This window comes from Caballeronia sp. INDeC2 (genome assembly GCF_023631325.1).
Lineage (GTDB): Bacteria > Pseudomonadota > Gammaproteobacteria > Burkholderiales > Burkholderiaceae > Caballeronia.
This window is the reverse complement of sequence record NZ_JALQDG010000041.1, coordinates 293,181-309,367: the sequence shown is the minus strand read 5'-3', so window position 1 is coordinate 309,367 and position 16,187 is coordinate 293,181. Positions and strand designations below refer to the sequence as shown.

The following is a 16,187-nucleotide window of genomic DNA, read 5'->3' as shown; positions in this document are numbered from 1 at the left end:
CTCAGCAAACGGGGAAGTCGACGCACCCGCGCCCTGCCCGTTCGACCCTGCATCTTCAACACCGTGTGAGAGCAAAATCCTTGGATAGATACGACATCTGTATTTAGCCCGCACCCCGACATTTCAATCTGGCCGTGACATACATACATTGTAGGTAGGACGTTTCAACTTGGCGGCAACATTACATATACCGATTGACCCAGACCCACAGTCGGCGGTCCCCCAGCAAGACCGCCACTTAACACACGCTCAACCACGCGCCCCAGCAAATCCACCAAAAAACGCCCGCGCATTCGTCTCAAGACTTTCCAGGTGATATCCGCCTTCCTGCACGATCACCGACGGCAAGCTCAACGCTCCGATCGCCGACCCTAGCCGCCCGAACCCCTCCGTCGTCACAGCAACCTGCGCTTGCGGATCGTCCTTATAGATATCGAAACCGAGCGCCAGAACGAGCGCATCGGGTTCGAAGCGTCTCAACACGCCCAACGCATCATCGAGCTTCTCGAAGAACACCGCTTCCGACGACCCATGCGGCATCGGCAGATTGACGTTGAAGCCATCGCCTGGACCCGTGCCGCGTTCTTCCTCGTAACCCGCGACAACTGGATAAAAGTTCGTCGGATCGCCGTGAATCGAGATGTACAGCACGTCATCGCGTCCGTAAAAAATCTCTTGCACGCCCTGACCGTGATGCATGTCGGTATCGAGAATCGCAACGCGTTCGAATCGGCCACGCAGCATCTGCGCCGCGATCGCCGCGTTGTTCAGATAGCAAAAGCCACCCGCGGCATCGGCGCGCGCATGATGTCCGGGAGGACGGCACAACGCATACGTCTCGCGCGCGCCATCATTGACAGCCGACGCAGCCGCCAACGCACTCTGCGCGGACCAGTACGCCGAGCGCCACGTGTTCGCGCCGACCGGACAGCTTCCATCGGCGAGATAGCGCGCAGCTTTCGCGAGAATGCCTCTCAACGGATTCGGATCTCGCACGTAGATGTTCGACATGATTTCATCGCCCCAGTCGTCGGGCATCTTCTTCCACTCGCGATGACCTTCCTCGAGAAAGCGCAGATAGTTCATGTCATGCACGGCGGCGATCGCGGCCATGCCATGATCGCTCGGTTCGATGACATCGAAATCCAGCGACTTGGCCGCCGCGACGAGCCGCGCCGCGCGCTCGGGCACTTCCTGCGGTGCGCGCATCTGTCCGCGTGACATATAGCTGCGCGGATGATGCAGCAGTTGTTCGGGGTGAAAGAATGTTTTCATCGAGACTCCTTCAATGCGCATCGACAGTGGCCGCGACGCCCGCACGCGCGAGCACCGCATTGAGCAGCACGTTCGCGCCGCGCGTGACGTCCTCGGGCAAAGCGTCTTCGGCCTCGTTGTGCGAAAGACCGTCGACGCACGGAATGAACACCATCGCCGTCGGGCAATGGCGCGCGAGATGTATCGCATCGTGGCCTGCGCCGCTGACGATGCGCTCGTTCGAATAACCAAGCGCATCGACCGCCCGCGCGACCAGCGCGACGCACGCCGCATCGAACGGCGTTGCGGGACTGCGCCAGTACATATCGACCGATACTTCCACGCCACGCGTCATCGCGACGTTCGCGAAGGCCGCGCGCAGATCGTGTTCCATCGCATCGACTTCGCTGTCGTCGTGATGACGTAGATCGACGGTGAGCGCGACCTTGCCCGCGATCGTATTGCGCGACGCATTCGCGATCCCGATCTGCCCGATCGTCACGAGTCCACGCGGCGCATAGCGCCCGGCGATATGCTCCAGCTCGATCGCCATTTGCGCCGCTGCGAAATACGCATCCTTGCGATACGGCATCGGTGTAGTACCCGCATGGGCGGCGACGCCCGTCACGGTGACATCGAGCCAACGGATCGCCTGCCCGCCCGTCACGACGCCGATGGTCGTACCGTTCGCTTCGAGCACCGGTCCCTGTTCGATATGCGCCTCGAAGTACGAATCGACAGCCTGGCCGCGCACCGCGCGCGTGCCGCGATAACCGCTTTGCGCGAGCGCATCCGCGAGCGTGATGCCTTGCGCGTCCTGCTTCGCGAGTGCATCGTCGAGAGACGTGACGCCGGTGAACACCGCCGATCCGAGCATCGCCGGCGTGAAGCGCGCGCCTTCTTCGTTCGTCCACGAAACGATCTCGATGGGCTTCTCCGTCGCGATGTTCGCATCGTTCAATGTGCGCACGAGTTCGAGTGCGGCGAGCACACCGTACACACCGTCGAAGCGTCCGCCTTCGGGCTGCGTGTCGAGATGGCTGCCGATCAGAACCGGCGCCGCTTCGATTTGTGTCCCTTCACGCCGCGCGAACAGATTGCCGATCTCGTCGACCGAGACTGTCATGCCCGCGTCGCGGCACCATTGCGAGAACAGGTCGCGCCCGCGCGCATCTTCTTCGGTCAGCGCGAGACGGCGCACGCCGCCCTTCTCCGTCGCGCCGATTCGCGCCATGTCCATGAGGCTTTGCCAAAGGCGCGCGCCATCGATTCGCAGCAGCTTTTCCATGTTGGATTCCATATCGTTCGACATACCGGTTCACATTGCGCCGACCGACTCGGCGTGCTCGGCATGCGATGCCCGCCGCGCGTCGAGCGCGACGATGCACAATAGCGAGACGCCGGCGAGGCACGTATAGAACACGGCAAGCGGCCACCATTGCCCCGTGTACCGATGCGCGAGCCACGTGCCGACGAGCGGCGTCAGCCCGCCCGCAATCGCGCCGCACACCTGATACGCGAGCGAGATGCCGGAGTAGCGCACGCGCGTCGGGAACATGCCGCTCACGAAACCGGCAATCACCGAATAGAAACTCGCCATGCAGATCACCGCGATGGCGATGCCGATCACCATCGGCACGGCCGAGCCGCTTTGCACTAGCACGAACATCGGATACGGCGAGATCATCGCGAGTAATGCGGTGAGTTTGAGGAAACGCGCGCCGCCGATGCGTTCGGCGAGCCATGCGGCGACCGGCTGGGAAAGAAGCTGGATGATCGCCACGGCAAACAGGCAATCGAGAATGAGCGAGCGCGTCACGCCGACATACTGCGTCGTGTACGCGATCATGAACGTGTTGGTGAAGTACACGCCCGCGATGCCGATCGTATTCGCACCGATGCACAGCAACACGAGCCCCCACGCGGAACTGAACACTTCGGCAATCGGCAGCTTGGCCGTGCGGTTCGATTCCTTCACGCGCGCGAATTCCGGCGACTCGTTCACACCCAGACGAATCACGATGCCGACGATCAGCAGCACCGCGCTCGCGAGAAACGGAACGCGCCAGCCCCACGACATGAAATCGGCTTTGTCCATCGACGTGACCGCGCGAAACGCGATCAGCGAAAGGATCAGCCCGGCGGGACTGCCGAGCTGCGCGAACGATGCGAAAAACGTGCGTCGTCCCTGTGGCGCGTGTTCGCCCGCCATCAACACTGCCCCGCCCCACTCGCCGCCGACCGCGATGCCCTGCACGACGCGCAGCAGCACGAGCAGCACCGGCGCGAGCATGCCGACCTTCGAATACTCCGGCAGCAGGCCGACGCCGACGGTCGCGACGCCCATCATCATCAGCGTCGTCATCAGCGCCTTCTTGCGGCCGATCCTGTCGCCCAGATGGCCGAAGATGATGCCGCCCAGCGGCCGCGCGAAGAAGCCCACGGCGAAGGTCGCGAACGATGCCATCGTGCTGACGAACCGGTCGCTCGAAGGGAAATAAAGCTCGCCGAACACGAGCGCCGCGGCGGTCGCATAAATATAGAAGTCGTACCACTCGATCATCGTGCCGATGAACGCGGCGGTGGCCGCGCGTCCCGGCTGACGGGTATTGGCGATGGCTTGGGTCATGCTGGCTCCGATGCACGTGACGTGCAGTGACAGTCAATACGCGTCTTTATCGTCAGCCATAAATTATTAGTCAAATTTCGCGTTATTATTCAGCGTATAAATCTGGCTAATAGTTGAGTCTAGACCTCATGCGCACCGATATCGCCCGCTTTCTGAACGACCGGCTCGACTGGAATCTGCTACGCACCTATCTCGTGATCATGCAGGAGCGCAGCCTGAGCCGCGCGGCGGCCCGCCTGTACGTGACGCAGCCTGCCGTGAGCCAGGCGCTGCGGCGGCTGGAGGAAACGCTGGATCGAAAGCTGATCGAGCGGCGCGGGCCGTACTTCGCGCCGACGCAGGCGGGCGAAGAGGTTTATCGAATCGCAAGCGATATCTACGGCAATATCTCCCGCCTCGAAACCGAGCTCGATGACCGCACCGAAGACATCAACGGCTCGATTCGCCTCTTGACGATCAGCCGCATCGAATCGCCGGTCTACGACGAATTCCTGGCGGATTTTCATCGGGCGTATCCGCGCATCGACTTGCAGATCGAAGTGATGCGTTCATCGGACATCATCTCGTCGCTGTTGCAGAAGACGGCGACGGCGGGACTCGGCCTGTGCCGCACGCCGCACGAAAAACTCGCGATGCACTGCTTCCTGCGGCAGCGCTACGCAATTTTCTGCGGCAGGCACCATCGTCTGTTCGGCAAGTCGACGCTGACGATGGACGATCTGCTCGCCGAGAATTTCGTGTCGTTCACGAGCGAACAGATCGGCGACAGTCTTTCGCCGCTCACCGTGTTTCGCGATCAGAAGGGGTTCACGGGGCGCATCGTGGCGTCGTCACCGAGTCTCGACGAAGTGCGCCGGCTGATCTTCGCGGGCTATGGCATCGGCTGCCTGCCGGAGCACATCGTGCGCGACGACATCGCGCAGCAACGTCTGTGGCGCTTGCCGCCGGAGGAAGGTCTCGTCGATGTCGATGTCCACCTGTTGTGGCATCGCGATCGCAAGATGAATGCGGCGGACCATGCGTTTCTCGACAGCATGGAGCGCTGCATGCGGCGCTATTCGCTCGCGGAACGGCTTGGAAAATAGCGCACGCGCTGGTTCAGGCGCACTGCCCTTTCGCACGCTCGGCGCGCGTCACCGTGTGTCCGACGAGCAGGCCGAAATCGTAGGCGCGTTCGAGCGCCCGCCCGATGTCCTCGACGCGGCACATGCGGATGTCGGCGCTCGGCTTGCCCATCGGATCGAATGATTGAACGCCGAGTTCGTCGCGGGCGATCGTCAACAGCGGCTCCCAATAAGCTTCAGTTTTGTTGCGGTAGATCATGATGCACGCTCCTTTCGCTTGCATTTGCTCGTAAACAAGCATAGTGGCGCATACGCGCGCAGCCTGCGACGGATCGCCGCGATTGGAGCGTCGTCTCTAGAAACCGTCGAACCGCTGCGAAACAATAGCGCGCTTTTTGCCGCCATTGCTATTGAACCGGGCAAGCGGCATTTCAGAATCCGAATCAATGCGGGCGTCTCCGCACAAACGGCGTGCTTTTGAAAACGCGCATTCATTCGGTCAGCGAATCATGAAGCCGTTGCCTATGATTTACCTCAGGCCGGTTTCAGCTCATATCGTCAAGGGAAGGGAGTCGTTCACATGAAAGCTCCTCAGGGGTTGTCACGAATCGAGTTGATGGCGCCGTTATCCGGCGTGATGGTGCAACTCGATACCGTGCCCGATCCGGTTTTCGCACAAAAGATGGTCGGCGACGGCGTGTCGATCGATCCGACATCCGACGAATTGCTCGCCCCGTTTCCCGGCACGGTCACGCAACTGCATCGCGCGGCGCACGCAGTGACCTTGACGGGCGAAGGCGGTCTTCAGGTACTGATCCACATCGGCCTCGATACGGTGATGCTGCGCGGCGAAGGCTTCACGCCGCTCGTCAAGGAAGGCGATGTCGTCACGACCGGCCAGCCGCTGATCCGTTTCGATCCGCTCGTCGTCGGCGCGCGAGCCGTGAGCCTGCTCACGCAGATGGTCGTCGCCAATGGCGAGCTCGTCACGCGCTACATGCCCGCGACGGGCCTCGTCACCGCGGGCAAGGACATCGCGCTGGCGATCGAGTTCGTCGGCGGCCCGGGCGACGATGCGGGCGGCGCCGCAGACGGCGCGATCCTGTCCGACGAAGTCGCGCTGCCGAATCCGCAAGGACTGCACGCGCGGCCCGCCGCGGTATTCGCCGCAGAAGCGAAGAAGTACAAATCCGACATCCGCGTTCTGCGCGGCGGCGACAGCGCGAACGCGAAGTCCGTCGTTGCGCTGATGGCGCTTGCGACGAAGTTCGGCGACACGCTGCGCGTCGAGGCCGCCGGCCCCGATGCGGCCGAAGCCGCCGCGGCGCTTGCGCGCCTGCTCGCGTCGGGTTCGGGCGAAAAGCCCGGCGATGCGCCGGCGCCGGCAGCCCAAGCGCTCGCGCCGGCAGCGGCCGCGCCCGCGGACGCGAACGAATTCACCGGCGTGTCTGCGTCGCCGGGGCTCGCGGTCGGCAAGATCGTGCAGTTCCGTCAGGAAGTCATCGACGTGGCCGAAGCCGGCGAATCGCCGCAACGCGAACGCGCGCGGCTCGACGCCGCGCGTCACGAGGCGCGTCAGCAGATCGAGGCGCTGAAGGCAAAGCTCACCGATCCGTCGAAGGCGCAGATTCTCGACGCGCACCTCGAACTGCTCGACGATCCCGATCTCAACGACGCGGCCATCGGCAGCATCAGCGAGGGAAAGAGCGCGGGCTTCGCCTGGCGCGCCGCGTTCGAGTCGCAGGCGAACAACCTGGAGAAGGTCGATAACGCGTTGCTGCGCGAGCGCGCAGGCGATATCCGCGATGTCGGCCGCCGCGTGCTGGCGCTGCTCGCGGGCGTGAAGCAGGCGCATATCGATGTGCCCGACGAATCGATCCTCATCGCCGAAGAGCTTTCTCCTTCCGATACCGCGTCGCTCGATCGCAGCAAGGTGCACGGTTTCTGCACGACGACGGGCGGCGCGACGAGCCACGTGGCGATCCTCGCGCGTTCGCTCGGCATTCCGGCGATCTGCGGCATCGACGAAGATGCGCTGCAATTGCCGAACGGCACGATCGTCGTGCTCGATGGCTCGCATGGCAGCCTGCGGCGCAATCCGAGCGCGGACGAACTTGCGAAGGCGCGTGAACGCATCGAGCGTCAGACGAAGAAGCGCGAGGAAGAGAAAGTCGCGGCAAGCAAGTGCGCCGTCACCGCCGACGGTCATCGCGTCGAAGTGGTCGCGAACATCCGCAATGCGCAGGAAGCGCGCGATGCGGTCGCGGCGGGCGCGGAAGGCGTCGGGCTCCTGCGCTCCGAGTTTCTGTTCGATAACCGCGACACCGCGCCATCGGAAGACGAACAGGCCGCCGAATATTGCGCGGTCGCCGAGGCGCTGGGCCGCGAGCGTCCGCTCGTCGTGCGCACGCTCGATGTGGGCGGCGACAAACCGCTCTCGTACCTGCCGTTGCCGAAGGAAGACAACCCGTTCCTCGGCCTGCGCGGCGTGCGCGTGAGTCTCGATCGTCCCGACATTTTCCGTACGCAATTGCGCGCGATTCTGCGGGCCGCATCGATCGGCAATCTGCACATCATGTTTCCGATGGTCGCCGCGATCGAGGAAGTGCGCTCGGCGAAGCGGATTCTTCAGGAAGAAGCCGGCGATCGCATCGGCAGCGTGAAGGTCGGCGTGATGATCGAAGTGCCGTCGGCCGCGCTGGTTGCCGAGCCGCTCGCGCGCGAAGTCGACTTCTTTTCGATCGGCACCAATGATCTGACGCAATACACGCTCGCAATGGATCGCGGGCATCCGAAGCTCGCGAAGCAGGCCGATGCGCTGCATCCGGCGGTGTTGCGTCTCATCGGCATGACGGTCGAAGGTGCGCACAAGCACGGCAAGTGGGTCGGCGTGTGCGGCGGCATTGCATCGGACGCGATGGCGGTGCCCGTGCTCGTCGGGCTCGGCGTCGATGAGCTGTCGGTCAGCGTGCCCGCCGTGGGCTCGATCAAGGCGCAACTCGCGCGCATCACGATGGACGAAGCGCGCGCGCTGGCGGCAAAAGTAATCACGCTCGGCACGGCCGAGGAAGTGCGCGCCCTGCTCGCGCCTTATGCGGAATAAGCGGAATAAGCGGAATAAGCGGAATAAGCGGAGACATCTCATGTTCAAGAACGCTTTCGGCGTGGTGCAGAAAGTCGGCAAGTCGTTGATGCTGCCGGTCGCGGTGCTGCCCGTCGCAGGTTTGCTGCTCGGCCTCGGCGCGACCGATTTCCACGGCTATGTGCCCGCTATCGTGCTCGAGCTGATGAAGAACGCGGGCGATGTGATCTTCGGCAACCTGCCGCTCATCTTCGCCATCGGCGTCGCGCTCGGCTTCACGGAGAACGACGGCGTATCGGGCATCGCGGCGACCATCGGCTATTTCGTGATGACGGCGACGCTCGGCGTGATCGCGAAGGTCGAAGGCGTCGAGACCAGCCTGATCATGGGCATTCCGTCGATCCAGACGGGCGTGTTCGGCGGTATTCTCGCGGGCGGTCTCGCCGCGTGGATGTTCAACCGCTATTACCGGATTTCATTGCCGGCGTATCTCGGCTTCTTCGCGGGCAAGCGCTTCGTGCCGATCGTGACGGCCATCGGTTCGATCGTGCTCGGCGCGGTGTTGTCGGTCGTGTGGCCGCCGATCGGCGGTGTGATCAAGGCGTTCTCGCAATGGGCGGCGGTGTCCGATCCGCGCACGGCGGCGACCGTGTACGGCTTCGTCGAACGTCTGCTGATCCCGTTCGGCTTGCATCACATCTGGAACGTGCCGTTTTTCTTCGAAGCGGGCAGCTTCCTCGATCCGACGACCGGCAAGGTCGTTCACGGCGACATCAACCGCTTCTTCGCCGGCGATCCGACCGCGGGCATTCTGTCGGGCGCGTTCCTGTTCAAGATGTTCGGCTTGCCTGCGGCAGCGATTGCAATCTGGCATTGCGCGAAGCCTGAAAAGAAAGTGGCGGTCGGCGGCATGATGGTGTCGGCGGCGCTGACGTCGTTTCTGACCGGCATCACCGAGCCGATCGAATTCGCGTTCCTGTTCGTCGCGCCCGTGCTGTATTTCATTCACGCGTGCCTCGCGGCGTCGGCGCAGTTCGTCGCCAATACGCTGAACATGCACATGGGCTTTACGTTCTCGCAAGGCGCGATCGACTTTCTGATGTTCAACCTGATCGGCAACAAGGCGACGCACGCGTGGTACGTGTTCATCCTCGGGCCGATCTACGCGGCGATCTATTACTGCGTGTTCCGTTTCGTGATCACGCGCTTCAACATGAAAACGCCGGGACGCGAGGACGACACGGTAGCGAGCGCCGCGGTGAGCACGGGCGTGGGCGGACGTTCGCGCGATCTCGTGCTCGCGTTCGGCGGCCGCTCCAACATCAAGAGCCTCGATGCGTGCATCACGCGGCTGCGCATTTCGGTGAACGATCCATCGCTCGTCGACGATGCACGACTGAAGGGGCTCGGCGCGGCGGGCGTCGTGCGCGTCGGCAATGGCGTGCAGGCGATCTTCGGGCCGCTGTCGGAAAACATGAAAACCGACATGCAGGAGTATCTGAAGAGCGCGGGTAGCGATGCCGATCTTCCAGTTGCCGGCGCGGCTGCGGCTAGTACAACGGAAACCGCGCCCGCGCCTGCTGCCGTCGCCGTGCAGGACGCGGCGCAGCAGAAGGCGCGTGCGGATAAAATCCGCGCGGCGCTGGGCGGCGCCGCCAACATCGTGAAGCTCGAACCGCTCGCGGCCACGCGTTTGCGCGTCGCGCTCGGCGATGCATCGCGCATGGACGGCGCCGCGTTGAAGGCAGCCGGCGTGCCCGCGACGCAAGCGCTTGCCAACGGCGAGCTCGATCTGATCGTCGGGCTCGAAGCGGAAAATCTCGCGGGCGCGATGCGGTGAGTCAAGCGCGTGCGTCGCCAGTTGCGATGCTCGCGTGACTGGCCTCAACGCGCGGCCGTCGACTCCGCATAAACGGGCGCGCGCCACATGAGGCCGATGATCACGCCGAGCACACAAAGCGCGCCGATGTACCACGCGGGGGCCATCGTGAAGCCCTGGCGTCCCACCATGAACGAGGCGATTGCGGGCGCGGTGCCGCCGAAGATCGCATAGGCCGTGTTGTACGAGAGCGCGAAGCCGGTGAAGCGCACTTCCGGCGGAAAGCTCTTCACGATGATGTACGGCCCGAGCGTGATCGTCCCGATCAGAAAGCCGCCGAGGATATAGAGCGCCCACACCGACTGGCTGCCCGCGTTCAGGCTCATGTAGAACGCGCCGGTTACGAGCAGCATCGCGACACTGCCGATCGCATACGCGCGGCCGCCGCCGATCTTGTCCGCCGCCCATCCGGCGAACGTGCTGCCGATGATCAGCCCGAAGATCGACCACGAGTTGTTGGTGAACACGTCCTTCGGCGCGAAGTGAAACTGCGATTGCAGGAACGTCGGCGTGTAGAGGAAGTACAGCACGAAGACGCCGGAGAAGACCCACGTCGCGAGCAGCGAGACGATCACGGCGCCGCGATGCTCCTTCAGCACGACCGCGAGCGGCAGACGCGCATCCGCTTCACGCTTCGCGCGCAGCGCTTCGAATACGGGCGTTTCCCGCAGATAGCGGCGCAGATAGACCGAGATCAGACCGAACACGCCACCCGCAATAAACGGCAGACGCCAGCCCCAACTCTTCAGATCCGCCGGCTCCATGTTGCCGATGAGGAACTTCGCCGACAGCGCGCCTAGCAGGATGCCCGTACAAAGTCCCGACATCAAGAGACCGCATGCGAGCCCGATCCGATCGCGCCTGACGTGCTCGGCGCAGAAGATCCACGCACCCGGAACTTCCCCGCCGACGGAAAGCCCCTGTAAAACGCGGCACAACAGAAAGAGCAGCGGCGCGACGATGCCGAGCGTCGCGTAACTCGGCAACAAACCGATGAGCAGCGTCGGCGCGGCCATGAGGAACAGGCTCAACGCGAACATCTTCTTGCGGCCGATGCGATCGCCGAAGTGCGCGAAGAAAATGCCGCCGATCGGGCGCACGAGATAGCCCGCCGCGAAGATGCAGAACACTTCGAGCTGTGCGAGCCATTCAGGCGTCTGCGGTGGAAAGAACACCGTGGCGAGCAGCTTGGTGAAGAACACCGCGACGATGAAATCGTAGTATTCGAGCGCACCGCCGAGCGACGCTAGCATCAGCGTCTTGATATCGTTGCGTGACATCGACCGCCCATGAATGGCGACGTCGTCCGTCTGTACAGGGGTAGAACTCATCTTTGGCTCCAGACTCCGAGTGAGGTGACGTTGAACGCATTCGCCATTTAATCAGCATGCTGATTATTCATGCGCTTCCTGGCAGAAAGCGCATGAGCAGATCCGCTCTGATACCTGCGCGACGCATCGTTGTATCGACTTCTTGAATTGACTTCCATCATTGACATCTTGCGCTGCTGCCGTCAGCATTTCATCAGTACGCTGACGGATAGATTTGTATCCGGAAAAAATTGGGAGCGCAACTGTGATTGCACCTACAATCTCTAGACTTCCGTGTGAACGAACTTCCTCAAAAAAGGGCTAAGGATGGGCACTGTTGCCGAGAAAAAAGCCGCCGCCTCGGACAGCGGCATCGAGACCGGACATTTGTGGCAGCGCCCGGGCTTTCTGATCCGGCGGCTCAATCAGATCCATATCGCGCTCTTCTTCGAGTGCTGCAAGGACTTCGCCATTACGCCCGTGCAATACGGCTTGCTGACGACGCTGAGCGAGCGGCCCGGGCTCGACCAGACATCGCTGTGCGCGGAAGTCGGCGTCGATCGCACGACGATGGCCGACGTGCTGCGCCGCCTCGAGGAACGCGGCCTCGTCAAGCGCGAGCCGAGCCCGCACGACGGGCGTCTCAAGATCGCGAACATCACCGCGAAAGGCCGTCGCGCGATGAAGGACATGTACGCCAGCATGCGCGAAGCACAGGTGAAATTTCTTGACCCGCTGAGTCCCGAAGATCGTGTTCATTTCGTGCGCATGATGATGAAACTCGTCGAAGGCAATAACCAGTACGGGCGCACATCGCTCAAGCATTTCGATTGACTACTGCGTGATGTCGCGGCGGTACGTCTCCGGCACGAACAGCGCGCCGACCGCGAACGACACGACAGCGATCACGATCGGATACCAGAGCCCGAAATAAACATCGCCGCGCGCGACCGCCATCGCGGACACCACGAAAGGCAGCATGCCGCCGAACCAGCCCGAGCCGAGATGGAACGGCAACGATAGCGACGTATAGCGGATGCGTGCCGGAAACAGTTCGACCATGAATGCGGCCATCGGACCGTAGACCATCGCGAGATAGAGCAAGAGAAGCCACATCAGGAAGACGACCATCGGCGCATCGATCTTCGATGCATCCGCGTGCGCCGACCAGCCCGAGGCGATCAGCGCTTTTTCCAGCTCGCGTCTGTCGCTGCCGTGCACCACGAGCGAGCCGATTTCCGTCGATGCCGCTTCGACCGCCGCCACCGGCACCTGGCTATATGAAACGCCAGAAGCGCTGAGAAAAGAACGTATGCGATCGCATTCCCGTCACCGGCGCGGAGAATAACGTGAAGCGGCAATCGCTCGCGTGCACCGTGACCGGCGCGTGCTTCTGAAACGCTTCAAGCTGAGGATTCGCATAATGCGTGAGCGCGTGAAAGATCGGCTGCGTGGTCGCGGCGAGCAGCAAACATGCGAGCATCATGATCCACTTTCGTCCGATGCGATCCGACAGCCAGCCGAACACGAGATAGAACGGAAACACGGCGATCAGCGCAATCGCAAGAAAGAGATTGACCGTGTTCGGCGCGACCTTCAGCGTGTTTTGCAAGAAATACATCGAATAGAAGTGCCCTGTGCCGAACACGACGCCCACGCCCGATGCCGTGCTGAACAGCATAATCAGCACGTACTTGAGGTTATCCCATCGGCCGAAGCTCTCCCCTATCGGCGATTTCGATAACCGGTTCGTCTGCTTCATCTCGCGAAACGTCGGCGATTCGGCGAGCTTCGTGCGCAGATAGACCGAGATCGCAAGCAATACAATCGATACGAGGAACGGCATGCGCCAGCCCCAGCTCTGGAACGCGGCGGCATCCATCGCGGCACGGCTGACGCTCACCGCCGCGATCGATGCGAGTAGACCGAGCGTGGCCGTGGTCTGCAGCGAACTCGTATAAAAGCCGCGCCGGTCCGCTGGCGAATGTTCCGCGAGATACGTCGCCGCGCCGCCCGTCTCGCCGCCGAGCGCAAAGCCCTGCAACAGCCGCAGTGCGACGAGCAGCAGCGGCGCAAGCATGCCGATCTTGTCGAACGATGGCAGCAAGCCCACGCCGACAGTCGCCGCGCCCATCAGCACGATGGTAGCCATGAACGTGTACTTGCGCCCGATGCGATCTCCGAGCCTTCCGAAGAAAAGCGCGCCGAGCGGACGCACCAGAAAGCCCGCGCCGAACGTGGCGAGACTCGCGAGAAAGGCCACCGACTCGTTGCCGCTCGGGAAGAACAAGGTGCTGAACGTGCCCGCCAGCGCCGCGTAGATATAGAAGTCATACCATTCGAGCAGCGAGCCGAACGACGACGCGACGATCAGCGTGAACTCGTGGCGCGTGACTACGCGGTGCGAGCGCTCCGAAAGAGACGTGGCCATGTCGATCCCATGCTGATCAAAGATCCTTGAGCAGGTCGAGCGCTTCATCGCGCGTCATCACGGCGGCGTACTTCTGTGCCATGTCGAAGAGATTCGCTTCGTGCGGCGCGATTGCGCGATCGCCGACGCAGTCCGACAGCACGAACGGACGAAAGCCGTATTGCATCGCATCGACGACGGACGATCGCACGCAGCCGCTCGTCACCGCGCCCGCGATGACGAGCGTGCGCACGCCGCGTTGCGTGAGCCATGCCGCGAGCGACGTGCCGAAGAATGCCGACGGCACTGTCTTGCGCACGACGAGTTCGCCTTCGCGCGGCGTCAGTTGCGGCACGATCGCGCTATCGTGCGACTGCTCCTTCAATGCGAGCAGCCCGGGCACTTTCATCGTGAAGATGTTGTGATCGGCGTCGTCGTCGGCGAATACGATACGGCTGTGCGCAACGGGCCAGCCTTTCTCGCGCGCGTGCGCAAGCAGTGCAACGGTGCGCTCGATTGCCTGTGGAATATTGCCGCCGCCGAAGACTTCGGGATTCGCGAAGCCGTTCACGAAGTCGACGATCAGCAGTCCAACCGGCGCTTTCGGCTCCAGCATCGAGCCGAAGCTCTGACGCTTGTAGGTTTCGATATCGTGGGACATGTACGTGATTTACGTTGTTCAGCGATCGAGGACTACGCCATTGCGTACGACGGGTTCGCCGTCGAGAAACACATCGCAATGACGCAGCGGAATGTCGATATGACAGGTCGTCGTGCGGCTGCCGCCTGCTTCGTTGTTCGGTCCGAGCGAAAACAGGAAGTTGCCTTCGAACGCGCGCGCATCCATGCCGATGGTCGCCTCGCGATCGTAGAGGCCGAGCGTCGACCAATGCGCGCGTGGCTGAAGACCCCAGCCGATATGCGAGATCGCATAGGCTTCCGGATCGTCGAAGGTCGCCATATATTCGCTGAGCAATTGTGCGTCGATGCCGCCCGCGATGCGCGTCGCATAGCCACCCTCGACCGTCAGTTCGATGCGATCTTGCACATAGCTTTTCTGCGGCAACAGGATATCGCCGCGATCGATCACGATGCGTCCGTGCGCTTTACCGTCGTTGGGGAAGGTCAGTGCGAAGCCGCTCGGCCAGTGATCCCAGCGGCCGGGTTCATCGACGAATCCGTATTCGGCGATCGGTTCGAACTCGTCGAGCGGACAGCGGAAATCCGTGCCTGCCGCGGACACGATATGCATCTCCTTCGCACGCGCGATACGCTTCTGCGCGGCGAGCACGCGTTCGCGATCGGCGGGCGTGGGCACGAGACGCGTGAGCACTTCGGGCGGCTCCACGGCGAGCAGGATCTTCGTGCCCGTCTTGAGGATATCCAGTTGCTCGGGTGAAAACAGCAGCGTCATCAGATCGAGCACCAGATCGCTTTCCTTCAGCGCGGCGATGGCCGCACGGTTGCCGGTCAAGGGTGTGGTGCCGAGATAGGCGAGCGAATCGCGGCTCAATGCCTTCTCACCATTCACCGGAGGCAGATCGAGACGATTGACGATCGCGCCCATCGATTGCGTCGCGATGAGCGCGGTCGATAGCGTTTGAGGATGCGTGGACGCGCTCGTGAGAATGGTCACCGTCTGCCCTGCTTCGAGGCGCGAAAGCTTGAGCACCTGAGTCCACGCATCGACCATCTGATAGTCACTGACGGGCATGCTTGCCTCCTTGAGCGAGCGGCGCAACGGGAGCGCCGAGGAAGTCGCCGAGCGCCGCGTGGAATCCGGCTTCGTTGTCCCACGGAATCATGTGGCCTGCGTTCTGCACGCGCGTGTGTACGAGATGCGGGACGAGCGTGCGAATCTCTTCGATGTCCGCGTCGCGTACGACATCGCCTCTCCCCGCGGTCATGAGCAACGCGGGAATGCGCAGATGCGCAAGATCGGCGTGAATGTCGTCGGTATGGAAGCCTTCGAAGCTCGTGCGTATCGCGCGTTCGTCGCATGTATGGAGCCATTGCGCGCGCAGTGCGAGCTGTTCATCGGTCCATGTCGGGCAGAAGGCACGCATCGCATCGGCGGTCATGCCTTTGCGCGACTCGCGGATCGAATCGATATACCACGGCAATTGCGATGGATACGGACGGCGTCCCGGGCCCGACACGGGCGGATCGATCATCGCGAGACGCGCCATGCCCGCAGGCTGCGTGCGCGCCGCACGTATGCCGATGCGCGCGCCCATCGAATGACCGAGGACGCTGTATTGCTCGAAGCCCAAGGTAGTTGCAAACGCAATCAAATCGTCTGCTTGCGCGTCCAGGCTGTAATCGAGCGAATCGGATGCCGACGATAAACCTCGCCCGCGCACGTCGAGCACGTAGGTATCGAACACGTTCCCGAGATGCTCCGCGACGAATCCCCACGTGACCGCCGGACTCGTGATTCCCGGCACGATGATCAACGGATCGAGCTTTGCGCGCGCATCGCCGTAACGCAGATAGTGCTGACGGATGCCGTTGGCCTGAACGTTGGCGCCGTATCGATATGTCGACATGTCGTCCTCG

The 16,187-nt window shown here is 62.6% G+C and carries 12 protein-coding genes and 1 pseudogene; 4 read left to right on the top strand and 9 right to left on the bottom strand.

What is annotated here, in order from left to right; translation table 11 throughout:
• Window positions 1–249: 249 nt before the first annotated feature.
• Genes NCS28_RS27180 through NCS28_RS27170 form a run of 3 tightly spaced genes read right to left on the bottom strand, consistent with a single transcriptional unit; the run spans window position 250 to window position 3,883 of the window.
• Window positions 250–1,275 (bottom strand): histone deacetylase family protein, encoded by a 1,026-nt coding sequence (locus NCS28_RS27180; protein ID WP_250516872.1) that lies wholly within the window; start codon window positions 1,273–1,275, stop codon window positions 250–252.
• Between the two features lie 10 nt (window positions 1,276–1,285).
• Window positions 1,286–2,542 (bottom strand): Zn-dependent hydrolase, encoded by a 1,257-nt coding sequence (locus NCS28_RS27175; RefSeq protein ID WP_250516871.1) that lies wholly within the window; start codon window positions 2,540–2,542, stop codon window positions 1,286–1,288.
• A 30-nt stretch (window positions 2,543–2,572) separates the two neighbouring features.
• Window positions 2,573–3,883 (bottom strand): MFS transporter, encoded by a 1,311-nt coding sequence (locus NCS28_RS27170; protein WP_250516870.1) that lies wholly within the window; start codon window positions 3,881–3,883, stop codon window positions 2,573–2,575.
• A 128-nt stretch (window positions 3,884–4,011) separates the two neighbouring features.
• Between NCS28_RS27170 and NCS28_RS27165 the strand changes: the two genes are divergently transcribed.
• On the top strand, window positions 4,012–4,968 hold the full coding sequence (locus NCS28_RS27165; protein WP_250516869.1) for a LysR family transcriptional regulator: 957 nt from the start codon (window positions 4,012–4,014) through the stop codon (window positions 4,966–4,968).
• 13 nt (window positions 4,969–4,981) lie between these two features.
• Here the strand turns inward: NCS28_RS27165 and NCS28_RS27160 are convergent, their stop codons facing one another.
• Complete coding sequence (locus NCS28_RS27160) at window positions 4,982–5,206, bottom strand: DUF6900 domain-containing protein (RefSeq protein WP_250516868.1); 225 nt, start codon at window positions 5,204–5,206, stop codon at window positions 4,982–4,984.
• Window positions 5,207–5,527: 321 nt separating this feature from the next.
• Here NCS28_RS27160 and ptsP point away from each other — a divergent pair, with 321 nt between their 5' ends.
• Both ptsP and ptsG read left to right on the top strand, forming a co-directional pair.
• A complete protein-coding gene (ptsP, locus tag NCS28_RS27155) occupies window positions 5,528–8,050 on the top strand; it encodes a phosphoenolpyruvate--protein phosphotransferase (RefSeq protein ID WP_250516867.1) in 2,523 nt (840 codons plus the stop codon).
• 40 nt (window positions 8,051–8,090) lie between these two features.
• Window positions 8,091–9,869 carry a PTS glucose transporter subunit IIBC gene (ptsG, locus tag NCS28_RS27150; RefSeq protein WP_250516866.1) on the top strand — a complete coding sequence of 593 codons (1,779 nt, stop codon included), beginning with the start codon at window positions 8,091–8,093 and terminating at the stop codon, window positions 9,867–9,869.
• 44 nt (window positions 9,870–9,913) lie between these two features.
• On the opposite strand, the gene NCS28_RS27145 is transcribed toward ptsG, so the two are convergent.
• Window positions 9,914–11,239: an MFS transporter gene (locus tag NCS28_RS27145; RefSeq protein ID WP_250516865.1), complete on the bottom strand. Its 1,326-nt coding sequence runs from the start codon at window positions 11,237–11,239 to the stop codon at window positions 9,914–9,916.
• Between the two features lie 306 nt (window positions 11,240–11,545).
• On the opposite strand from NCS28_RS27145, the gene NCS28_RS27140 reads away from it, so the two are divergent.
• Entirely contained in the window at window positions 11,546–12,052 is a 507-nt protein-coding gene (locus tag NCS28_RS27140; protein WP_250516864.1) for a MarR family winged helix-turn-helix transcriptional regulator, read from the top strand.
• Here NCS28_RS27140 and NCS28_RS27135 read toward each other — a convergent pair.
• The 4 genes and pseudogenes from NCS28_RS27135 to NCS28_RS27120 form a co-directional block, all read right to left on the bottom strand.
• Window positions 12,053–13,649: pseudogene (locus tag NCS28_RS27135) on the bottom strand (MFS transporter).
• 16 nt (window positions 13,650–13,665) lie between these two features.
• Window positions 13,666–14,289, bottom strand: coding sequence for an N-carbamoylsarcosine amidohydrolase (locus NCS28_RS27130; RefSeq protein ID WP_250516863.1), 624 nt, complete (start codon window positions 14,287–14,289; stop codon window positions 13,666–13,668).
• Window positions 14,290–14,307: 18 nt separating this feature from the next.
• On the bottom strand, window positions 14,308–15,342 hold the full coding sequence (locus NCS28_RS27125) for a 2,5-dihydroxypyridine 5,6-dioxygenase NicX family protein (RefSeq protein WP_250516862.1): 1,035 nt from the start codon (window positions 15,340–15,342) through the stop codon (window positions 14,308–14,310).
• Window positions 15,329–16,177: an alpha/beta fold hydrolase gene (locus tag NCS28_RS27120; RefSeq protein ID WP_250516861.1), complete on the bottom strand. Its 849-nt coding sequence runs from the start codon at window positions 16,175–16,177 to the stop codon at window positions 15,329–15,331. Before NCS28_RS27120 ends, NCS28_RS27125 begins: the two co-directional genes overlap by 14 nt.
• Between the last annotated feature and the right edge of the window lie 10 nt (window positions 16,178–16,187).